The sequence below is a fragment of the Mycobacteriales bacterium genome (assembly GCA_035995165.1).
Classification (GTDB): Bacteria; Actinomycetota; Actinomycetes; order Mycobacteriales; family CADCTP01; genus CADCTP01.
Window position 1 is genome coordinate 66,102 of the sequence record DASYKU010000027.1, and the last position, 21,087, is coordinate 87,188.

Genomic DNA, 21,087 nt, shown 5'->3' on the forward strand with positions numbered 1-21,087 from the left:
AGCCCCCCTTCGAGCGCGTGGTCGCCGAGCACGGCGCGACGGTCCTGCGGGTCTGCCGCGCGGTGCTCGGCCCGGCCGACGCCGACGACGCCTGGTCCGAGACGTTCCTGGCCGCGCTGAAGGCGTACCCGGAGCTGCCCGCGGACGCGAACGTCGAGGCCTGGCTCGTGACGATCGCGCACCGCAGGGCCATCGACGTGACCCGGGCGACCGCCCGGCGGGCCGTCCCGGTGCCGGACCCGCCCGAGACGCCGGCCCCGGACGGGACCGCTGATCTCGACCTCGCCGCCGCGGTGGCCGCCCTGCCGGTCAAGCAGCGGCAGGCCGTCGCGTACCACTACCTGACCGGACTGCCGTACGCGGAGATCGCGCGGCTGCTGGGCGGCACCGCCGACGCCGCCCGCCGCGCCGCCGCCGACGGCATCCGGACCCTGAGACGCACCGTAGGAGAGTCACGATGAACGAGATCGGAGCGGCCTTCCCGGTCGGGGAGTCCGAAGTGGACCGACTGCACGCCCGGCTGGTCGCGGCCGCGCAGGCGGACGGGGTCCTCGACGTCGCGTACCGGACCGTGGACAGCCCGGTCGGGTCGCTGCTGCTGGCGGCGACCGAGCAGGGGCTGGTCCGGGTCGCGTTCGCGGGCGAGGACCACGACACGGTCCTGCAGTCGCTGGCCGACCGGATCAGCCCGCGGCTGCTGCGGGCCCCGGGCCGGCTCGACCCGGTCGCCCGGGAGCTGGAGGACTACTTCGCCGGCCGCCGGCAGGGCTTCGACCTGCCGCTGGACTGGCGGCTGTCCAGCGGCTTCCGGGCCACCGTGCTGCACCACCTGGCGACCGACGTCGGCTACGGCCGGACCGCGTCGTACCAGGCGCTGGCCGCGCTGGCCGGCAACCCGAAGGCGGTCCGCGCGGTCGGCACCGCCTGCGCGACCAACCCGATCCCGGTCGTCGTGCCCTGCCACCGGGTGGTGCGCTCGGACGGCGGCATGGGCAACTACCGCGGCGGCCCCGAGGCCAAGCGGACCCTGCTCGACCTGGAGGCGGCATGAGCTACGCGGACCGGGTGGCCGCGGCGGACTGGTCCCGCGTCGCCACCGAGCTGGACGACCACGGCAGCGGCCTGATCGGCCCGCTGCTGGACCCGGCGCAGGCCAAGGAGATCGCCGCGCTCTACGACGACCCGTCCCGGTTCCGGTCCACTGTGGACATGGAGCGGCACCGGTTCGGCCGCGGGCAGTACCGCTACTTCGCCGAGCCGTTCCCGGACGCGGTGGTCGAGCTCAAGCAGGCGCTCTACCCGCGGCTGCTGCCGATCGCCCGGGACTGGTGGACCCGGCTCGGCCGGGAGACGCCCTGGCCGGACAGCCTCCAGGAGTGGCTGGAGCGGTGCCACGCCGCCGGGCAGACCAAGTCCACCCCGATCCTGCTGCGCTACGGCCAGGGCGACTGGAATGCGCTGCACCGCGATCTCTACGGCGAGCTCGTCTTCCCGCTGCAGGTGGTGATCAACCTCAACGACCCGGGCGTCGACCACACCGGCGGCGAGTTCCTGCTCTACGAGCAGCGGCCGCGGGCGCAGTCGCGGGGCACCGCGACGCTCATCCCGTACGGGCACGGGCTGGTCTTCACCACCCGGGACCGGCCGGTCCGCGGCGCCCGGGGCTGGTCGGCCGCCCCCGTCCGGCACGGCGTCTCGGTGATCCGGTCCGGACAGCGGTTCACCCTCGCCCTCGTCTTCCACGACGCGGCATGAGCTGGACCCTGCTCGGCCCGGCCGGGCCGTACGAGAGCGCCGTGCCGGGCACGCTCGGCGGGCACCGTCGCAACAAGCTCTACGGTCGGCTCGACTGTCCCGGCGCGCTGCGCTGGATCGCCAAGGGGCACTACGTGCAGCACCGGGTGTTCTTCGCCGACGAGGCCACCGCGGTCGCGACCGGCTTCCGGCCCTGCGCGAACTGCCTGCCGGCGGAGTACCGGAGGTGGAAGGGATGACGTTGTTCGAGCGGCCGAAGGCCGAGATCGCTCCGGGCGCCGTGCACCTGCCGGGCCGGCTGGACCTCGCCGGGCGACGCCGGCTGGTCGAGGCCTACGCGCAGTGGACGGCCGGCCCGGTCCCGGCGCACGCGGCCGTGCTGCCCGGTGGCCACCCGATGTCCGTCCGGATGGTGTGCCTGGGCTGGCACTGGTCGCCCTACCGGTACACCCGCACGGCCGACGACGTGAACGGCGCCCGCGTGCTCGACTTCCCCGACTGGCTCGGCGACCTCGGCCGCCGGGTCCTCGCCGACGCGTACGACGAGGACGCCGCGGCCGCGTACCGGCCGGACACCGCCCTGGTCAACTGGTACCACCCGAGCGCGCGGATGGGCATGCACCAGGACAAGGACGAGGTCACCGACGCCCCGGTGGTCTCGCTGTCGATCGGCGCGAGCTGTGTCTTCCGGTTCGGGAATCCCGGGACCCGCGGGAAGCCGTACACGGACGTGACGCTGGCGTCCGGGGACGCGGTGGTGTTCGGCCGGGAGAGCCGGTTCGCGTACCACGGGGTGCCGCGGATCCTGCCCGGTACGGCCGACCCGGACGCGGGACTGCCGGCGGGACGGATCAACATCACGCTGCGGAGCACCGGGTTGACCGACAATGGCGGGCATGCGGACTGAGGTCGCGATCGTCGGAGCCGGGCCGGCCGGCCTGCTGCTGTCCCACCTGCTGGCCCAGGACGGCGTCGAGTCGGTCGTGGTCGAGGCCCGCTCCCGGGAGTACGTCGAGGCCCGCATCCGGGCCGGCATCCTGGAGCACTCGACCGTCCAGTTGCTCGATCGGGCCGGCCTCGGCGACCGGCTCAGAACAGAGGGCGTCCAGCACCGCGGGATCTACCTGCAGTGGCCGGGCGAGCGGCACCACTTCGACTTCCTCGACCTGGTCGGGCGCAGCGTCTGGGTCTACGGGCAGACCGAGGTGCAGAAGGATCTCGGCCGGGCCCGGGAGGCGGCCGGCCAGCAGATCGTCTACGAGGCCGCGGATGTCGCCGTGCACGATGTCACCGACCGTCCACACGTGACGTTCACCGTGGACGGACGGCCGCAGCGGCTGGACGCCGAGGTGGTGGTCGGCTGCGACGGGTCGTTCGGTCCGAGCCGGGCCGCGATCCCGGCGGCCGAGGTGCAGGGCTGGGCCCGGACGTACCCGTACTCGTGGCTGGGGATTCTGGCCGACGCCGCCCCCTCCACCGACGAGCTGATCTACGCCTGGCACCCGAACGGCTTCGCGTTGCACTCCATGCGCTCGGCCACGGTCAGCCGGCTCTACCTCCAGGTCCCCAACGGCACCGATGTGGCCGACTGGTCCGACGACCGGATCTGGGCCGAGCTGGCCACCCGGATCGGGCCGGAGCGGGTGCCCGGCCCGATCACCGACAAGAGCGTGCTGCCGATGCGCAGCGCGGTGCAGGCGCCGATGTCGTACGGGAAGCTGTTCCTGGCCGGGGACGCCGCCCACATCGTGCCGCCGACCGGGGCCAAGGGCCTCAACCTCGCCGTCGCCGACGTGGCCCTGCTGGCCCCGGCCCTGCTCGCGCTGCTGCGGGAGAAGGACCCCCGGCTGGCGGAGTCCTATTCGGACACCGCACTGCGCCGGGTCTGGCGCTGCACCCACTTCTCCTGGTGGATGACGACGATGCTGCACACCGGCGAGGACCCGTTCGACCAGCAGCTGCAGCTGTCCCAGCTGCGCTGGGTCGCCGGCAGCGCGGCCGGCGCGACCGGGCTGGCGGAGAACTACGCCGGGCTGCCCATCGGCTACTGAGCTGCGTTCACCGCGCTGGTGACGTTCGCCAGCGTCGGCTGGGCGACGGCCTTGCCGTTCACCAGGACGGTCGGGGTGCCGGTCACGCCGTCCTTGGACGACTGGTCGGTCGCCTTGGCCACGTAGTCCGCGTACGTCCCGGCGCGGATCTGGGCCTCGACCGAGCCCGCCCCGGCCTGCTGGGCCAGCTGCACCAGGGTGTCCTCGGTCAGCCCGGCCGAGCCCTCCGCCGGCTGCTGCTGGTAGAGCAGCGCGTGGTACTTGGCGAACACGTCGGCGCTGACCCCGGCCGAGGCGTAGAGCGCGTTCGCGGCCCGGCTGGAGTACTTCGTGGTCGAGGACGAGTCCAGGAACGAGATCACGTGGTAGTGGACCTTGACCGTGCCGTTCGCGATCCAGGTCGAGATCGCCGAGCCGACCTGGGACTCGAACTGGGCGCAGACCGGGCACTGCGGGTCCTCGTACAGGTCGAGGGTGACGGGGGCGGTGGCCTGTCCGACGGTCACGCCGTCGGCCAGCGAGGCGCCGGCCGGGGTCGGCCCGGTCGGCGGCGGGATCCGGGAGGCCTGGACCCCGATGCCGGCCCCGACGAGCGCGACCAGCGCGATCCCGGCCACCCCCGAGGTCAGCGCGACCCGGCGGTCGCCGGCCCGGCGGCGCTTCTCGGCCAGCTCGGCCAGCCGGCGCCGGCCCTCGGCCGTCCGCCGCGGACCCGTGATCGCCGGCTCCGGCCCGGCCGTCCGGATCGCGCCGTCGACCGCCCACCGGGTCCGGTACGCCCAGACCAGGAACGCCGAGACCACCAGCAGGCCGGCGTCCCGCAGGATCTCCCCGGTGTACGCGGTCGACTGGCCCGCGCCGAGCTGCCCGCCGCCGCCGAAGCAGCCGCACTCGATCTGCAGCCCGCGGACGGCGGCGGAGATGATCCCGGTCAGGAACACCACGAACAGCGCCGCGGACACGATCGCGGCCACCCGGGTCGCGAGCCCGGCCAGCAGCAGCACGGCCAGCCCGATCTCCAGGAACGGCAGGCCGTAGCCGACGCCCTGGGCCAGCCACTCCGGCAGGATCTGGTACGCCCGCACGGCCCGGACGGAGGCCGCCGGGTCACCCGTCTTCGACACCGCCGCGTAGGCCCAGACGGCCGCGAGCAGCAGCCGGGCCGCGGTGCCGACCCAGGGCAGGATCCGGCGCGGCGGCGGCGACTCGACGGTCGGCGCGGACGCACGAGTGGCGGTGGCAGCGGGCATGACGGAACTCCCCCGGACGGGCACGTGGACGCTCGTGGGACGGGCGCCCGCGGACCCAGGATCCGCCCGCCGCCTGTGCACCAGTTATGAGCCCTGTCGCTAATCCCTACTGGTTTGGTAGAGTTCTGGCGTGCCGAGTTCGGAACTGTGGCGGGACCGCGCCCTCGACCTCCTGCGGGTCGTGGCGGCCGCGTGTCCGGGGGCCTGACCCCGCCCCGCCCACCTCTGGCCCTCGGAGTTCCCATGACCACACCCACGCTGTACCTCCACCCTGCCCTGCTCCCGCTCGCCCCGGCCGTGACCGGCCGCCCGGACTGGCCGGTCGGCGACCTGGCCCGGCTGACCCGGTTGCTGGCCGCCGATCTCGCCGGCGCGCTGCGGTCCGAGGCCGTGCACGACCCGGCCGAACGCTGGTACCTGCGCCTCGCCCTCACCCAGTACGTCGAGGTCTGGCTGCTGACCTGGACCCCGGGCCAGGGGACCCGGCCGCACGACCACGGCGGTGCGGCCGGCTCGTACACGGTCCTGGACGGGGTGCTGACCGAGACCTGGCGGGACGGTTCCGGGCCGTCCCACCGGGCCGTCCGTCCACACGGGACGGGGTCGGCGTTCGGGCCGGAACGGGTGCACGTGGTCGCGAACCGCGGGCTGCGTGACGCCACCAGCGTGCACGCGTACTCGCCGCCGCTGCTGCCGCTGGGCGAGGGCGTCCTCACGGAGCCGGGCCGATGAGCGTCGACGCGCTGCTGAACGACGCCCGCGTCGGGATGACGCGGCTGGACCCGGTGGCGGCGGCCCGCGCCCAGGCCGACGGCGCCGTCCTCGTGGATACCCGGCCGTACGCGTTCCGGGCGGCGGAGGGGGAGATCGCGGGCGCGCTCGTGGTCGAGCGGAACGTGCTGGAGTGGCGGTTCGCGCCGGACAGCCCCTGGCGGCTGCCGGAGGCCGACCCGGACGCGGTCGTGGTCGTCGTCTGCAACGAGGGGTACGCGTCCAGCCTCGCCGCCGACTCGCTGCGCCGGCTCGGGGTCCGGCGCGCCACCGATCTGGCCGGCGGCTTCCGGGCCTGGGTCGCCGCCGGCCTCCCCACCGTCCCCGGCGGCTCCCCCGCCCGCCCCTAGCCGGCGCGGCCGGCGAGGGCGGTGAGGCGGCCGCGCAGGCGGGGGCCGGCGGCGGGGCCGGGGAGGAACCGCACGTCGAGCTCGTCGATCGGGCGGCCGGTCCGCCGGTCGACCAGGACCGGGTCGACCTCGGCGCCGGTCGCCCGGTCGGTGAGGACCATGGTCCGCCGTTCCGGTGCGATCCGCTCCGCGGCGTACAGGGCCAGCACGACCGGGTGGAAGTCGCGCCCGCGCGCGGTCAGCACGTACTCGTCCCGGGGCGGCCGCTCGGAGTAGCGGCGCCGCTCGACCAGCCCGGCCGCACCGAGCGTGCCGAGCCGCCGGGTGAGCATGTTCGGGGCGATGCCGAGGTCGGTCTGCAGCTCGTCGAAGCGGGTGAGGCCGTCGAAGAGGTCCCGCAGGATCAACAGGCTCCAGACGTCCCCGACCGTGTCGGCGCCGCGGGCGACCGGGCACTCGCTGTCGGCGAAGCTGATCCGGCGCACGCTCAGGCCACCGGGGTCAGCCGGTCGAAGGACTCCGAGTGCCCGCCGAGCACGCCGTTGAGCACGCCCCGCCCGGCGTCGTGCGGGACCCCGAGGGCCGGCGCGCTGACCGCGTCCAGCCGCTCGTACTGGTCCGGGGTCAGCGAGACCGACAGCGCGGCCAGGTAGTCCTCCAGCTGCTCCGGCGTCCGCGGGCCGATGATCGGCAGCACGGCCGTGGCCGAGCCGGCGAACCGGTGCCGCAGCCAGGACACCGCCACCCGCGACGGCGGCTCGGAGACCTCCGCGGCGACCGCGAGCAGCGCGTCCAGCACGGCGGTCTTCTGCTCGGTGTCCTCGCGCTGGATCACCGCCTTCAGCGTGGTCAGCCGGCCCTCGTCGCTGCGCCGGTACTTCCCGGTCAGCAGCCCGCCGCCGAGCGGCGACCAGAGCACCGTGCCGAGCCCGAGGCCCTCGGCCATCGGCACCAGCTCCCGCTCGGCGGTCCGCTCGGCCAGGCTGTACTCGAACTGCACGCCGACCAGCGACCGCGACAGCGCCGCCGCGGTCGCGACCCGCCAGGCCGGGAAGTTCGAGAGCCCGCCGTGCAGGATCTTGCCCGCCCGGACCAGGTCGTCGAAGGTCTCGACGATCTCCTCGATCGGGGTGACCTGGTCCGGCCAGTGCGCCCAGTAGAGGTCGAGGTGGTCGGTGCCGAGCCGCCGCAGCGTCCCCTCCAGCGAGCGCACGATCACCTTGCGGCTGTTGCCGGTGGACGAGATGTCCTTGGTCCGGCCCACGCTCTGGGTGAACTTGCTGGCCACCACGAAGTGGTCCCGGTCGGCGGCCAGGAACTCGCCCAGCAGCTCCTCGGACTCCCCGAACTGGTACGTGTCCGAGGTGTCGATCGCGGTCCCGCCGGCCTCGGCGAACCGGTCGAAGATCACCTTGGCGGTGTCCCGGTCGGCCCCGGTGGCCCAGCCGGTGCCGAAGTTGGCCGCGCCCAGCACGTACTCGGAGACCCGCAGGCCGGTCCGCCGCCCGAACGTCGTGTACCGCATCGTCCTCGTCACGGGACCGACGCTAGGCCGGTGACTTGCATCATGCAAGTCAGGGGCGGGTGATGGTGCTCTCCCGGCCCGTACGGCAACCTGGGCCCGATCACGACGACGTGTGGACCGAGGGGGTACCCATGGCGGTGCTGGGCGAGCTGGTGGCGGCGTTGCGGAGCGGCTCGATCGAGGTGATCGACCTGACCGCGCCGCTGGTGGAGACGACGCCGGTGCTGGTGCTGCCGGAGCCGTTCGCGAACACGAGCACGTTCCGGCTGGAGGAGCTGAGCCGGTACGACGAGCGCGGCCCGGGCTGGTACTGGAACGACATCCACACCGGCGAGCACACCGGCACCCACCTCGACGCCCCGATCCACTGGATCACCGGCAGGGACGCCGGCGACATCTCCGAGCTCGCGCCCGGGCGGCTGGTCGCCCCGGCCGCGGTGCTGGACATGTCCGGGGCCGAGCCCGACTTCCTGCTGGAGATCGAGCACGTCCGGGCGTTCGAGGACGCGCACGGGCCGCTGCCCGAGGGCGGCTGGCTGCTCTACCGGACCGGCTGGGACATCCGGGCGCACTCCCAGGCCGAGTTCCTCAACGCCGACGACACCGGCCCGCACACGCCGGGCGTCTCGGTCGAGTGCGCGAAGTGGCTGGCCACCGAGACCCCGATCATGGGCCTCGGGGTGGAGACCGTCGGCACCGACGCCGGGGCCGCGCACTCCTTCGACCCGCCGTTCCCCTGCCACACCTACCTGCTCGGGGCGGGCAAGTACGGCCTGACCCAGCTGCGGAACCTGCAGCAGCTGCCGCCGACCGGCGCGGTGCTGATGACCGGGCCGCTGCCGATCGTCGGCGGCTCGGGCAGCCCGACCCGCGTGCTGGCCCTGGTCGAGCGCTGATGCTCGCCTCCCAGGCGGTCGGCCGGGCCCTGGTCGCGCTGGGCGCGGACCGCGTGTTCGGCGTGGTCGGCAGCGGCAACTTCCACGCGACCAACGCCATGATCGCGGCCGGCGCCGACTACGTGGCGGCCCGGCACGAGGGCGGCGCGGCCACCATGGCCGATGCGTACGCGCGGGTCAGCGGCCGGCTCGGGGTGCTGACCGTCCACCAGGGACCGGGCCTGACCAACGCGACGACCGGGATCACCGAGGCGGCCAAGAGCCGGACGCCGCTGGTGGTGCTGGCCGCCGACACCGGCGCCGCCGCGGTCCGGTCCAACTTCCGGATCGACCAGGGCGGGCTGGCGACCGCGGTCGGCGCGGTGGCCGAGCGGGTGCACACGCCCGGCTCCGCGGTCGCCGACACCGTCCGCGCGGTCCGGACCGCGGTGCTGGAGCGCCGGACCGTGGTGCTGAACCTGCCGCTGGACGTGCAGGCCGGGACGGTGCCGGACGACGCGCTCGACGGGCTGGTCCCGGTCACCCCGCTGCCGGCACCGCGGCCGGCGGCGGAGTCGGTCGAGGCGCTGGCGGCGTTGCTCGCGGGAGCCCACCGGCCGGTGTTCCTGGCCGGGCGCGGGGCTCGCGGCGCCGGCCCGGCGCTGGCCGCGCTGGCCGAGCGGTGCGGCGCCCTGCTGGCCACCTCGGCGGTCGCGAAAGGACTGTTCGCCGGGCACCCGTGGGCGCTGGACGTCTCCGGCGGCTTCGCGACCCCGCTGGCGGCCGAGCTGATCGGCGAGGCCGACGTCGTGGTCGCCTGGGGCTGCTCGATGTCGATGTGGACGACCCGGCACGGTCGGCTCATCGGTCCACACGCGACGGTCGCGCAGGTCGACCTGGACGTGGACGCGCTCGGCGCCCACCGAACGATCGACCTGCCCGTGCTCGGCGACGTCGGCGCGACCGCGGCGGCGCTCGACCTGAACCCCTCCCCCGGCTACCGCACGGACGCGCTGGCCGACCGGATCGCGGCCGAGGGCCGCTGGCGGGACGTGTCCTACGTGGACGGTTCCGGCGCGGACACGATCGACCCGCGGACGCTGACGATCGCGCTGGACGACCTGCTGCCGGCGCAGCGGCTGGTCGCCGTCGACTCCGGCAACTTCATGGGCTACCCGAGCATGTACCTGTCCGTACCGGACGAGGGCGGGTTCTGCTTCACCCAGGCGTTCCAGTCCATCGGGCTCGGGCTCGGCACCGCGATCGGGGCCGCGCTGGCCCGGCCGGACCGGCTGACCGTGGCCGCGCTCGGCGACGGCGGCATCCTGATGGCCGTCTCCGAGCTGGAGACCGCGGTCCGGATCGGCCTGCCGCTGGTGATCGTGGTCTACGACGACCGCGGCTACGGCGCCGAGGTGCACCACTTCGGGCCCGACGGCTTCGACCTCGGCACCGTACGGTTCCCGGACGCCGACATCGCGTCGATCGCCCGCGGCTTCGGCTGCGCCGGGGTGACGGTACGGCGGCCGGCGGACCTGGCGCCGCTGACGGACTGGCTGGCCGGGCCGCGGACCGCGCCGATCGTGATCGACGCCAAGGTCACCGCCGACACCGGCTCCTGGTGGCTCGAGGAGGCCTTCCGCGGCCACTGACCCGCCGGCGGGGCCCGGACGCGGTCCGGGCGCCGGCGTCAGACCGGGGTGACCTCGTCGGGGCTGAACCCGGTGGCGGCACGGAACGCCTCGACCACCTCGGCCGGGTGCGGGCTGGCCGACAGCAGCATCGACTGCCCGTCCCGCAGGCCGGACCGCAGGTCCCAGTCGTCGACGACCGCCAGCACGTCGCCGGTGGCGGCCAGCTCCAGCACGACGACCGCCCGGTCGTCGGCCTGCTCGGCGTTGGTGCGCAGCCGGTTCGCGGCCGGGCCCCAGTCGTACCCGATCCGGGCCACGGCCGGGGCGGTCAGCACGTCCGGCCGCTCCTGCCAGCGCAGCACCCGGAACGGCGGCGGCGTCCACGGCGCGGACGCCTCCAGCGCGTCGGCCAGCCGGCCGAGGAACGCCCGGACCGAGGCCTCGTCGTGGGGCTGCGGGATGCCGCCGGTCAGCGCCGCACCGCTGGCCAGCGCCGCTCGCAGCGCGGCCAGCGTGGCCTCCGGCGGCCGGCCCAGCAGCGGGCGCTCGACCAGGTCACGCGCCCCGCGCGCGACGAGCTGATCGTCGTCGAGCGTCGGTGCGAACTGGGCCTGGTAGAGCACCGCGTTGACCGCCGGCCGCCACTCCTGCTCGTTCACCACGCCTGCCCTTCCGTCCGGCACCTCAGTTGGGCGCGATCATCATGACCTGATCATCCCTGATCGGGATGCCGGCGTCGCGCAGCCGCTGGACCATCTGCTGCGTCATCGCCTGGGTCGGACGGTAGTGCCCGCTCTGGTCGGTGAGCCGGACCACCTGGCCGTTGCTGACCTCCAGCTCGCCCGCCGCGGACACCGGCTTACCGCCGAGCAGGCTGGAGTGGTGGAACGCCCCGACCTCCTGGTAGTTCGAGGCGTAGATGTTGCCCTGCTCGTCCATGACGTAGATCGCCCGCCCGTCGCCGCTCCAGTGCGTGACGCCGGCGGCGGTGTCGAACGGGTTGCCGTTGACGTCGACGAGCTTGCCGTCCTTCGGGATCACCCGGTACGACTCCCGGCCCGCGTCGTCGAGGTACTTGACCTCGGTGCCCCAGACCGAGTTGCCCGGCAAGTGCTCCCCCTCGAAGGCGGTCTGCATGTCCTTGGTCGGCAGCGGGTTGCCGCCCTCGAGCTTCGGCGGCGGCCAGACCTCGTCGAGGGTCTTGCCGAGGTCGTCGCCCTCCTTGATCAGCTTGCTCGCGTCCTCGCCGGCGAGCAGCGCCTTCTCCCCGGCCGCGACGACCTCCTCACCGGCGACCGCGGCCTTGACCCCCTTGAGCCCGGACAGGATCTTGCCCGCCGGCAGGAACGTCAACGCGGCGTCGATGCCGATCGCGGCCCAGGATCCCTTGCCGGTGGCGACCTTGATGGCGACGTCGATCGCCAGCGCGGCGCCCGCGGTGATCAGCGCGAACGGGGCCAGGAACTGCAGCCCCGGCACCAGCGAGAGCACGCCCAGCACGGCCGAGATGCCCTTGAGCACGCTGGAGATCTTGGCCAGCACGTCGGCGTGGTCGGCGATCCAGCCCTTGACCGAGGACCAGGCCCGCGACAGCCAGCCCGGCTCCTTGTACGGCGCGTTCGCGACGTTCTTGATCGTGCCGGCCGCGGTGGACGCGGCCGACTGGTGCTCGGAGTGGAGCCGGCGGGCCTGGGCGATGACGTCCTGCAGGTCGGAGCTGATCGTGTTCGCGCTGGACCTGGCCGAGTCGTACTGGTTCTTCAGCTGGGTGTACTGGGCGCTGCCGGAGGGCGCGGTCTGCCCGGCGAGCCGGTTGACCTCGGCCACCGCGGACTGCTCCCGGCGGCGCAGCTCGGCCGCCCGGGACTCCAGCTCGCTCGCGCGGCGCTGCCGGGCGGCCAGGCCGGAGTGGTAGTCGGTGAGCGCCTGGGCGGCGGTCTGGTGCGAGGTCGCGGCCAGGTCGAGGTCGCGGGGCAGGTCCTTGAGCTGGCCGCGGAAGGCCTCGGCCGCGTCGCCGGTCCAGCCCGAGGAGTTCAGCCGGGTGACGTTGGCGGACGCGCTGGAGAACACCTTGCCCGCGCCGGTCACATCGGAGGCGGCGGAGTTCAGCGCTGCCGCGTCCCCCGGCGCCGGATCGAACCCCAGCGCAGGAAACTCCCGCGTCGTCATCGACGTACCCCCTGCACGATCTGCGGACCGTTTGTGCCGATCATGGACACTGCCGAGCCAGAAGATATAACACGGATGCCCGGTAGGCGACTATTGCCCGGTTTGGTACGATCCACGGCGCGGCCGGGAATGACCCGGCCGGTCTCTAGGCTGGCTCCGGTGGTGACGACAGCGACGGACGAGCCCGGCCAGACGGCCGCGTACACGCGGCGGCAGGTGGCCGCGCCCCTGCGCGCCTTCCTCAGCACGGAGTCCGGCTCCGCCGGCGTGCTCGTACTGGCCATCCTGGCCGCGCTCGTCTGGGCCAACATCGACCTCGGATCGTACGAGAGCTTCTGGCGGACCCAGTTCGCGCTGCGGGTCGGCGACCACGGGGTCAGCCGGGACCTGCGGACCTGGGTCAACAGCGGCCTGATGACGTTCTTCTTCCTCGTGGTCGGGCTGGAGGCCCGGCGCGAGATCGACCTCGGCGACCTGCGGGACCGGCGCCGGCTGGTGCTGCCGTTCGTCGGCGGCCTGTTCGCGATGGCCGTCCCGGTGCTGATCTACCTCGCGATCAACGCCGGGCACGGCAGCGCCCACGGCTGGGGCGTGGCGATGTCCACCGACACCGCGCTCGCGCTGGGCGGGCTGGCCCTGCTCGGCAAGCGGGTGCCGGACCGGACCCGGGTCTTCCTGCTCACCCTGTTCGTGGTCGACGACCTGGCCTCGCTGGTGGTGATCGGGGTCGCGTACAGCGGGTCGGTCGAGATCATGCCGATCCTGCTGGCGGTCCTGCTGCTGGGCCTGATGATCGGGATGCTGGCGATCGGCGTCGACTGGGCCCCGGCGTACCTGCTGGCCGGGATCGCGATGTGGTCGGCGCTGCTGACCAGCGGGGTCGACCCGGTGGTGGCGGGGCTGGCGATCGGGCTGACCGCCCCGGCGTACTCGCCCGCGCGGCAGAGCCTGGAGGAGGCCTCGGGCCTGTTCCGGCTGTTCCGGGAGCAGCCGACGCCGGAGCTGGCCCGGACCGCGGCCGTCCGGCTCACCTCGACGCTCTCGCCGAACGCCCGGCTGCAGCGGGTCTACCACCCCTGGACGAGCTACGCGATCGTGCCGCTGTTCGGGCTGGCCAACGCCGGCATCGCCCTGGACGGCGGGTTCCTGGCCGACGCGTACCGGTCGCCGGTGACCTGGGGCGTCATCCTCGGGTACGTCGCCGGCAAGCCGATCGCGATCCTCGGCTCCTCCTGGCTGGTCACCCGGCTGTCGAAGGGCCGGCTGCGCCCGACCGTGGGCTGGGCCGCGGTCGCCGGCAGCGGCACCATCGGCGGGGTCGGCTTCACCGTGTCCTTCCTCATCGCCAACCTGGCCCTGGAGGGCACCGCGCTGGCCCAAGCCAAGCTGGGCGTGCTGAGCGCGGCCGTGCTGGCCACGGGGCTGACCTGGGTGGTGTTCCGGTCCACCGCACTGCTGCCGGCCGGCCGCCGGGAGCGGGCCCTGCTCGGCGACGCCGAGCAGCTGCTGGACCTGGTCGACCCGGTCGACGAGGACCGCGACCACATCCGCGGGCCGGGCGACGCGACCGTCACCGTGGTCGAGTACGGCGACTTCCAGTGCCCGTACTGCGGGCAGGCCGAGACCGCGATCCGGGCCGAGTTCGAGACCGACCACGACGTCCGGTACGTCTGGCGGCACCTGCCACTGATCGACGTGCACCCGCAGGCGCAGCTGGCGGCGGAGGCGGCCGAGGCCGCGGCCGCGCAGGGCGTGTTCTGGCCGATGCACGACGTGCTGCTCACCCACCAGGAGAAGCTCGCCGGCATCGACCTGATGCGGTACGCCCGCGAGCAGAGCCTGGACGAGGCCCGGTTCCACGACGAGATCATGCGGCACGTGTACGCGGCCCGGGTCGCCCAGGACGTCGAGACCGCCGACGAGAGCGGGGTGTCGGGGACGCCGACGTTCTTCATCAACGGGCAGCGGTACACCGGCAGCTTCAGCGCCGCCGGGCTGACCGCGGCGGTCGCGGCGGCCCGGGCCCGGGCGGCCCGCGGCGGCCGCAGCCAGCCCCAGGCCGACGTCCGGGTCCGGACGAAGTCCCGCCGCGGCCTGCTCTGAGGCCCAGAGCCGGGGCAGCACGATCTCGACGACCGGGCACGGCGGATCTGAGGGTGCCCGCCCCGATCGGAGGGGCGATCATCCACCGCTCACCCGTCCGGCCCGGTCTGCTCCGCCGGCCGCACCACACCGGCCGGGGCGGGTCAGGCGGGGTATTCGGTGCTGAGGGTGAGGGGCTCCCAGGTGTCCACGTCGGTGCGGAGGCGGTCGAGGGCGCCGCGGAAGCCGGCCAGCGCGTCCGGGCCGAGTACGAGCATGAACGGCGGGTCGTCGGCGTCGACAGCCGTGAGGATCGCCTCCGCGCCGCGGACGGGGTCGCCCGGCTGGGTGCCGTGCACACGGTCGTTCTGCTTGCGCCGCGGACCGGCCGTCCCGTCGTAGTCGTCGATCGTGATGCTCGATCCCACCAGCGACCGCCCGGCGAAGTCGGTCCGGAACTGCCCCGGCTCGACCACCATCACCGCGATCCCGAGCGGGGCGACCTCCTGGCGCAGCGAGGCGGACAGGGCCTCCAGCGCGGCCTTGGTCGCGGCGTAGTAGCCCGATCCGGCCGGCGAGATCCGGGCGCCGATCGAGGAGATGTTGACGATCGTGCCGCGCCGCCGCGCGCGCATGCCCGGCAGGACCGCCTTCGTCAGCGTGATCGGGCCGAACAGGTTCGTCGCGAACAGCCGCTGCACGTCGTCCTCGTCGCCCTCCTCGACGGCCGCGCGGTAGCCGTAGCCGGCGTTGTTGACGAGCACGTCCACGCCGCCGAAGCGGCGCCCGGCCCGCCGGACGGCGTCGGCGACCTGGTCCGGCACGGTGACGTCGAGGGCGAGCGGCAGCGCCGTGTCCGGGTGGGACGACCCGAACTCGGCCACCGCCGCGACGTCGCGCGCGGTCACGACCGCGTTGTCGCCGCGGGCCAGCACCGCGTCCGCCAGCGCCCGGCCGAAGCCGGTCGAGCACCCCGTGATGAACCACGTCGCCATGAACGTCCTTCCGCCGGTCCCGACGCCAGGACCCTAGCGGCGCGGACCCGGTCAGGCCGGCAGCGTGAGGTTGTAGACGCGGGCGGCGTTGCCGGCCAGGACGAGCCCCGCGGTCTCCTCGTCCGGGCACAGTTCCGCCACCGCGCGGGCGTTGTTCGCGATACCCGGTACGCCGGGCCAGTCCGTACCGAAGATCATGCGGCGGGACAGCCGGCCCCAGTGGTGGCGCGCGTAGTAGTCGCGCAGCCGGGACGGCGGCAGTCCGGACAGCTCGATCCAGACCCGCTCGTACGACAGGGCCAGGAACGCGGCTGCGTCGTACCACCAGCCCCGGCCGCCGTGGGCCAGCACCACGTCCAGGGACCGGAAGTCCCGCAGCACGTCGTCGAGCAGGATCGGGTCCGCGTACGCGTTCATCGAGCCCGGGAAGGTCGACGTGCCGCAGTGCACGACCAGCGGGATGCCGGCCTGCTGGCACACCGCGTACGCCGGGTACATGGCACGGTCGTCGGCCGGGAAACCCCCGTGCACCGGGTGGATCTTCAGCGCGACCGCGCCGAGGTCGAGCTGCCGCCGCAGCTCCGCCTCGATCGGGAAGTGCAGGTGCGGGTTGACGTTCGCGACCAGCCGGGTGCGCTGCGAGTACGACGTCAGCGGCAGTAGGTCCTCCACCGGCTGGATCCCGGTCACCTTGGGGCTGTACTCGGAGAACAGCAGGGCGACGTCGACCCCCTCGGCGGCCAGGTACGCGTCGAACCGGGCCGGGTCGACCGTCCCGGCCTCGTCGTAGACGGCGCCGAGCACGCCGCCGTCGCCGAAGTCCTGGGCCCAGGTCCGCCAGGCCGGCGTGAGCGTCGGCAGCCGGGCCGCGTGCACGTGCACGTCGACCAGGGCCCGGCCGTCGAGCATCAGCTCCCTCCGGACACGTCCGCGGCGCCGGCGGCCTCGGCCTTCGGCAGCGGCTCGACGAGCACGGTCGCGGCCATCGCCCGCAGGTCGACCCGGCGGATCTTGCCGGTCGCCGTGGTCGGGTACGCGTCGACGAACACGACCCTGCGCGGCCGCTTGAACGACGGCAGTCCCTCCCGGCAGAACGCGACCAGCTCGGCCTCGGTCGCCGCCGACCCCGGCCGCAGGACCACGTACGCCACCGGCTTCTCCAGCCCGTCGACGTCCGGGGCGGCGACCACGATCGCCTGCCCCACGGCCGCGTGCGCCAGCAGCCGGGTCTCGACCTCGGCCGGCGAGACCCAGATCCCGCTGGCCTTGAGCATGTCCCCGGTCCGGCCGAGGCAGCTGTAGAAGCCCGCCGCGTCCTGGACGTACGTGTCCCCGGTGCGCAGCCACTCGCCCTGGAAGACCTGGCGGGAGGCGCCGTACCGGGACCAGTAGCCGGTGGCGGTGGAGTCGCCGCGGACGAACAGCGTCCCCGGCACCCCGGTCTCGACCGGCCGGCCGTCCTGGTCGAGGATCCGCAGCTCGTACCCCGGCACGGCCTCGCCGGTCGTGCCCGGCCGGATCCGCCCGGGCCGGTTGGACAGGAAGATGTGCAGCATCTCGGTCATGCCGATGCCGTCGAGGATGTCGACCCCGAAGTACGCGCTCCAGCGCTCCTGCAGCGCGGCCGGCAGCGCCTCGCCCGCGCTCACCGCGGTCCGGACGCCGGTCAGCCCATCCGCCGGCAGCTCGGCCCGCAGCATGTTGGCGAAGAACGTCGGCCCGGCGAAGAACAGCGTCGCGCCGTACTTCTGGGTCCGGTCGGTGATGACGTCGGGCCGGGACGGCGCCGGCTCCAGCACCGCGGCGGCGCCGACCGAGAGCGGGAACAGCACGGTGTTGCCGAGGCCGTAGGCGAAGAAGGCCTTGGCCGCGGACAGGCAGCGGTCCTCGCGGGTGATCCCGAGGACCTGCGACCCGTACGTCTCGCAGACGACCTGGATCGAGCCGTGCCGGTGCATGGCCGCCTTCGGCATGCCGGTGGTGCCGGACGTGTAGAGCCAGAACGCCGGCGAGTCCGGGCCCGTCGGGTAGATCGAGTCGTCGTCGCCGGAGAGCGAATCCAGCCGGTGCACGGGCAGCTCGGACGGGACCGGCGCGGCGGCGAGGATGCCGACCAGCTCGGGCGCCTGCGCGGCCGCGGCCCCGGCCAGCTCGGCGAACTCGGCCGAGGTCGCCAGCAACCGCGCCCGCGAGTCCCGCAGCAGCTCGACCAGACCGTCCACATGCGACATGGTCGAGACCGGCACCGGCACCGCGCCCATCCGCATCGCGGCCAGGTAGACCACGAAGAACTCCGGCGAGTCGGCCATGAACATCAGCACCCGCTGCTCCGGCTGCAGGCCGATCGCCCGCAGCCCGGCCGCGGTCCGGCGGACGCGCTCGTGCAGCTCCCCGTACGTCACGTCGCCGGCGACGCCGGTCAGCGCGAGCCGGGCACCGTCACCGGCGGCGATCCGCCGGTCGAGGAGATACTCGCTGGCGTTGAACATGCCTCATCACACCAGGTGGACGTAGTCGTAGTCGAACGGCTGGCCGTTGATCCCGTTGCGCGGCGGCGCGATCCAGGAGGCGATCCGGCCGCGCTCGTACACCGGGTGCATGAGCGAGCGGACGTGCGTCTTGTCGACCTCGGTCGGCAGGAAGCGGCCCTGCTCGCGGGCCCACTCGTCGGCCGACAGGATCCGGCCGTCCGGGGTCGCCTCGATCCCGGCGAACGCGCCGACCTTGCGGTTGAACGCGACGTCCGGCAGCGCCAGCCGCTGCTTCAGCCCGGCCTGCTCCAGGATCCGGTTCCACCGCTTGACCCCGCCCTGGCAGTCCGCGATGTACTCGCGCCGCAGGTCGGTGTTGAGGCCGACCAGCGCGGACACCTCGGTCTGCCCGATAGCACCCTCGACCAGGGCGTCGACGGTCATCGCGTCGTCGCCCAGCTTGTGGTCGTCCTTGCGGCGGTCCTCCATCCAGCGGCCCTTGAGCCCGGCGGTGTAGTAGTTCGCCACGTTGGTCGAGGTGTCGCCGCCGAAGAGGTCGAGCGAGACCGAGTAGTGGAAGTTCAGGTACTTCTGGATCACGTCCAGCGGGATCACCCCGGCCCCGCCGACGTCCTCGGTGTCCTGCTCGACCATCACCTGGGCCGTGCGCTCCACGATCCGGTCCACCCCGGTGGTGCCGACCATCATGTGGTGGGCCTCCTCCTTGAGCATGAACTCACAGGTCCGCGACAGCGGGTCGAAGGCCGACTCCTTCAGCGTCCCGAGCTGATATTTGCCGTCCCGGTCGGTGAAGTAGGTGAACATGAAGAACGACAGCCAGTCCGGCGTCTCCTCGTTGAAGGCGCCGAGGATGCGGGGCGCGTCCTCGCTGCCGGAGTTGCGGTGCAGCAGCTCCTCGGCCTCCTCGCGGCCCTCCCGGCCGAAGTACGCGTGCAGCAGGTAGACCATCGCCCACAGGTGCCGGCCCTCCTCCACATTGACCTGGAAGAGGTTGCGCAGGTCGTACAGGGAGGGGGCGGTGGCGCCGAGGTTGCGCTGCTGCTCGACCGACGCCGGCTCGGTGTCGCCCTGGATGACGATCAGCCGCTGCAGCTCGGAGCGGTACTCCCCCGGCACCTTCTGCCAGGCCGGGTCGCCCTTGTGCTGGCCGAAGCCGACCTGCCGGTCCCGGTCCCGCTCGGCCAGGAAGATGCCCCAGCGGTAGTCCCGCATCGGCACGTGCCCGAAGTGGGCCCAGCCGTCGCGCCCGACGTGCATCGCCGTACGGAGGTAGACGTCCTCGGTGGGCAGCGTCGGGCCCATCGACTCCCACCAGTTCAGGAAGTTCGGCTGCCAGGACTCCAGCGCCCGCTGCAGCCGCCGGTCGTCGCGCAGGTCGACGTTGTTCGGGATCTTCTCGGTGTAGTCGGCGGGACCGCTCATGCTCAGACTCGCTTCCGGTCGAAGTCGGCGCGCTGGCCGGTGCCGAACTTGCGGAGGGCCCCGTCGGGGCCGGATGCGTTGGGTCGGTTGAAGATCCAGTTCTGCCAGGCCGTGAGCCGGCCGAAGATCTTCGTCTCCAGCGTCTCCGGGCCGGCGAAGCGGTAGTTCGCCTCCAGGCCGGTGAGCGCGTCCGGGCTGAAGCCCGTCCGCTCCTCCAGCGCTATCCGCACCTCCTCGTCCCAGTCGATGTCGTCCGGGGCGAAGGTGACCAGCCCGAGCCCGGCCGCGTCGTCGGCGGCCAGTGGCTCACCGACCCGCTTCGACACCGCCTCCAGCGCGGCCTCGTCGCCGAGGAACCGGGTCTGCAGCCGGGTCAGGCCGTTGCCCATCGGCAGCGGGCCGAGGTTCATCGGCCCGACCGTGATCGCGGCCGGCGCGGCGTCCGGGTCGACGTCCTCGAACACGCCGAACAGCTGGAACGAGCGGTCCGCGGCCAGCGCCAGCTCCAGCAGCGACCCGGCGAAGCAGCTGCCCGGCTCGGCCAGCGCGATCAGGCTGCGGCTGGTCACGTCCAGCCGCTTCAGCGTCCGCTTCAGGTACTGGGTGATCTCGTTGGCCGGCCACGGCCCGGAGTTGTCCGCCAGCAGCTGGTCGTACGCCAGCACGCGGCTCGCGTCGCCGCTGGTGCGAAGCACCCAGGTGCCGAGCTCGAGCTCGTTCGTCCGCAGGTCCAGGATCAGGTCGTCCAGCTCGCGGGTCATCGCCAGCGTCCAGAAGGCGGCGCCCTGCTCGGCCGGGCTCGCCGGCGGGTCCTCGACCGGCCCGGCGACGGTGATCTCGACCAGCGAGCGGTCCCGGTCGAGGGTGGCGCGGACGTGGTCGTACTCGATCGTGGTGTCCGTGCGGGACTTCGCCAGCGGGGTCAGCTCGATCCCCGTCCCCTGTGGACGGTCGGAGCGCTCGGCCAGCTCGGCCGCCCGGGCCGCGACGGTCTCGTCCCACTTCGCCCGCGGCACGGCCTCGTCCACCAGCCGCCACTGCACCGCCTTCTTGCCGCCGAGCCCCTCGGACCGGGTGGAGAACCAGTCGGCCAGGTCGCGGCGGACGTGCCGCTTGTCGACCACCCGGGTCAGCCCGCCGGTGCCGGGCAGCACGCCGAGCAGCGGCAGCTCCGGCAGCGACACCGCCGAGGACCGGTCGTCGATCAGCATGATGTGGTCGCAGGCCAGCGCCAGCTCGTAGCCGCCGCCGGAGGCGGTCCCGTTCAGCGCGGCCAAGTACGTCTGTCCGGAGTGGACGGTGGCGTCCTCCATGCCGTTGCGGGTCTCGTTGGTGAACTTGCAGAAGTTCACCTTCCACGGGTGCGAGGAGGCGGCCAGCATCCGGATGTTGGCGCCGGCGCAGAAGATCTTGTCCTTGGCGCTGGTGACCACGACGGTCCGGACCCCGGGGTGCTCGAAGCGCAGCCGCTGGACCGCGTCGTAGAGCTCGATGTCGACGCCCAGGTCGTACGAGTTGAGCTTGAGCTCGTAGCCCGGGACCAGGCCGCCGGCCTCGTCCACGTCCATCGTCAGCGTCGCCACCGGGCCGTCGAAGGACAGCCGCCAGTGCCTGTAGGCCGCCGGCTCCGTCCGGAACTCGACGAGCCCGGCGCCCGGCGCAGCGTCGGTGCTGGGATCGGTCGCCACGGTCGTCATGAGGTGGTCCTCCTGCCCG

The 21,087-nt window shown here is 73.6% G+C and carries 21 protein-coding genes; 11 read left to right on the forward strand and 10 right to left on the reverse strand.

Annotated elements, in window-relative coordinates; all coding sequences use genetic code 11:
- The first annotated feature begins 17 nt into the window (after positions 1 to 17).
- Genes VGP36_05050 through VGP36_05075 form a run of 6 tightly spaced genes read left to right on the forward strand, consistent with a single transcriptional unit; the run spans position 18 to position 3,806 of the window.
- Positions 18 to 461: an RNA polymerase sigma factor gene (locus tag VGP36_05050; protein ID HEV7654096.1), complete on the forward strand. Its 444-nt coding sequence runs from the start codon at positions 18 to 20 to the stop codon at positions 459 to 461.
- On the forward strand, positions 458 to 1,051 hold the full coding sequence (locus VGP36_05055; GenBank protein ID HEV7654097.1) for a methylated-DNA--[protein]-cysteine S-methyltransferase: 594 nt from the start codon (positions 458 to 460) through the stop codon (positions 1,049 to 1,051). Before VGP36_05050 ends, VGP36_05055 begins: the two co-directional genes overlap by 4 nt.
- Entirely contained in the window at positions 1,048 to 1,755 is a 708-nt protein-coding gene (locus tag VGP36_05060; protein ID HEV7654098.1) for a 2OG-Fe(II) oxygenase, read from the forward strand. The genes VGP36_05055 and VGP36_05060 overlap by 4 nt, the downstream gene beginning before the upstream one ends.
- The gene (locus VGP36_05065; protein HEV7654099.1) at positions 1,752 to 1,994 is read left to right on the forward strand and encodes an Ada metal-binding domain-containing protein; all 243 of its coding nucleotides are present in this window, start codon (positions 1,752 to 1,754) and stop codon (positions 1,992 to 1,994) included. Before VGP36_05060 ends, VGP36_05065 begins: the two co-directional genes overlap by 4 nt.
- On the forward strand, positions 1,991 to 2,662 hold the full coding sequence (locus VGP36_05070; GenBank protein ID HEV7654100.1) for an alpha-ketoglutarate-dependent dioxygenase AlkB: 672 nt from the start codon (positions 1,991 to 1,993) through the stop codon (positions 2,660 to 2,662). Before VGP36_05065 ends, VGP36_05070 begins: the two co-directional genes overlap by 4 nt.
- Positions 2,652 to 3,806, forward strand: coding sequence for a 4-hydroxybenzoate 3-monooxygenase (locus VGP36_05075; protein HEV7654101.1), 1,155 nt, complete (start codon positions 2,652 to 2,654; stop codon positions 3,804 to 3,806). Before VGP36_05070 ends, VGP36_05075 begins: the two co-directional genes overlap by 11 nt.
- Here the strand turns inward: VGP36_05075 and VGP36_05080 are convergent.
- Positions 3,800 to 5,056, reverse strand: coding sequence for a MauE/DoxX family redox-associated membrane protein (locus VGP36_05080; GenBank protein ID HEV7654102.1), 1,257 nt, complete (start codon positions 5,054 to 5,056; stop codon positions 3,800 to 3,802). The genes VGP36_05075 and VGP36_05080 overlap by 7 nt on opposite strands.
- Before the next feature lie 243 nt (positions 5,057 to 5,299).
- Here VGP36_05080 and VGP36_05085 point away from each other — a divergent pair, with 243 nt between their 5' ends.
- Positions 5,300 to 5,788, forward strand: a complete 489-nt coding sequence (locus tag VGP36_05085) for a cysteine dioxygenase family protein (protein ID HEV7654103.1) — start codon at positions 5,300 to 5,302, stop codon at positions 5,786 to 5,788.
- Positions 5,785 to 6,177 (forward strand): rhodanese-like domain-containing protein, encoded by a 393-nt coding sequence (locus VGP36_05090; GenBank protein ID HEV7654104.1) that lies wholly within the window; start codon positions 5,785 to 5,787, stop codon positions 6,175 to 6,177. The genes VGP36_05085 and VGP36_05090 overlap by 4 nt, the downstream gene beginning before the upstream one ends.
- Here VGP36_05090 and VGP36_05095 read toward each other — a convergent pair.
- Together VGP36_05095 and VGP36_05100 are read right to left on the reverse strand one after the other, a co-directional pair.
- Positions 6,174 to 6,662 (reverse strand): helix-turn-helix domain-containing protein, encoded by a 489-nt coding sequence (locus tag VGP36_05095; protein ID HEV7654105.1) that lies wholly within the window; start codon positions 6,660 to 6,662, stop codon positions 6,174 to 6,176. The genes VGP36_05090 and VGP36_05095 overlap by 4 nt on opposite strands.
- 2 nt (positions 6,663 to 6,664) lie before the next feature.
- A complete protein-coding gene (locus VGP36_05100; GenBank protein ID HEV7654106.1) occupies positions 6,665 to 7,714 on the reverse strand; it encodes an aldo/keto reductase in 1,050 nt (349 codons plus the stop codon).
- Between the two features lie 119 nt (positions 7,715 to 7,833).
- Between VGP36_05100 and VGP36_05105 the strand changes: the two genes are divergently transcribed.
- Positions 7,834 to 8,598, forward strand: coding sequence for a cyclase family protein (locus VGP36_05105; protein HEV7654107.1), 765 nt, complete (start codon positions 7,834 to 7,836; stop codon positions 8,596 to 8,598).
- Positions 8,598 to 10,229 (forward strand): thiamine pyrophosphate-binding protein, encoded by a 1,632-nt coding sequence (locus tag VGP36_05110; protein ID HEV7654108.1) that lies wholly within the window; start codon positions 8,598 to 8,600, stop codon positions 10,227 to 10,229. The genes VGP36_05105 and VGP36_05110 overlap by 1 nt, the downstream gene beginning before the upstream one ends.
- Before the next feature lie 38 nt (positions 10,230 to 10,267).
- On the opposite strand, the gene VGP36_05115 is transcribed toward VGP36_05110, so the two are convergent.
- Together VGP36_05115 and VGP36_05120 are read right to left on the reverse strand one after the other, a co-directional pair.
- Positions 10,268 to 10,870 carry a hypothetical protein gene (locus VGP36_05115; GenBank protein ID HEV7654109.1) on the reverse strand — a complete coding sequence of 201 codons (603 nt, stop codon included), beginning with the start codon at positions 10,868 to 10,870 and terminating at the stop codon, positions 10,268 to 10,270.
- A 25-nt stretch (positions 10,871 to 10,895) separates the two neighbouring features.
- Positions 10,896 to 12,380 carry a hypothetical protein gene (locus tag VGP36_05120; protein HEV7654110.1) on the reverse strand — a complete coding sequence of 495 codons (1,485 nt, stop codon included), beginning with the start codon at positions 12,378 to 12,380 and terminating at the stop codon, positions 10,896 to 10,898.
- Between the two features lie 159 nt (positions 12,381 to 12,539).
- On the opposite strand from VGP36_05120, the gene nhaA reads away from it, so the two are divergent.
- On the forward strand, positions 12,540 to 14,483 hold the full coding sequence (nhaA, locus tag VGP36_05125; protein HEV7654111.1) for a Na+/H+ antiporter NhaA: 1,944 nt from the start codon (positions 12,540 to 12,542) through the stop codon (positions 14,481 to 14,483).
- Between the two features lie 143 nt (positions 14,484 to 14,626).
- Here nhaA and VGP36_05130 read toward each other — a convergent pair whose 3' ends face one another.
- Genes VGP36_05130 through boxC form a run of 5 tightly spaced genes read right to left on the reverse strand, consistent with a single transcriptional unit; the run spans position 14,627 to position 21,068 of the window.
- Positions 14,627 to 15,457 carry an oxidoreductase gene (locus tag VGP36_05130; protein ID HEV7654112.1) on the reverse strand — a complete coding sequence of 277 codons (831 nt, stop codon included), beginning with the start codon at positions 15,455 to 15,457 and terminating at the stop codon, positions 14,627 to 14,629.
- A gap of 51 nt (positions 15,458 to 15,508) precedes the next feature.
- Positions 15,509 to 16,366, reverse strand: a complete 858-nt coding sequence (locus VGP36_05135) for an amidohydrolase family protein (protein HEV7654113.1) — start codon at positions 16,364 to 16,366, stop codon at positions 15,509 to 15,511.
- Positions 16,366 to 17,946, reverse strand: a complete 1,581-nt coding sequence (locus VGP36_05140) for a benzoate-CoA ligase family protein (GenBank protein HEV7654114.1) — start codon at positions 17,944 to 17,946, stop codon at positions 16,366 to 16,368. The genes VGP36_05135 and VGP36_05140 overlap by 1 nt, the downstream gene beginning before the upstream one ends.
- A 6-nt stretch (positions 17,947 to 17,952) precedes the next feature.
- On the reverse strand, positions 17,953 to 19,371 hold the full coding sequence (boxB, locus tag VGP36_05145; protein HEV7654115.1) for a benzoyl-CoA 2,3-epoxidase subunit BoxB: 1,419 nt from the start codon (positions 19,369 to 19,371) through the stop codon (positions 17,953 to 17,955).
- 2 nt (positions 19,372 to 19,373) lie between these two features.
- On the reverse strand, positions 19,374 to 21,068 hold the full coding sequence (gene boxC, locus VGP36_05150; protein ID HEV7654116.1) for a 2,3-epoxybenzoyl-CoA dihydrolase: 1,695 nt from the start codon (positions 21,066 to 21,068) through the stop codon (positions 19,374 to 19,376).
- Positions 21,069 to 21,087 lie beyond the last annotated feature (19 nt).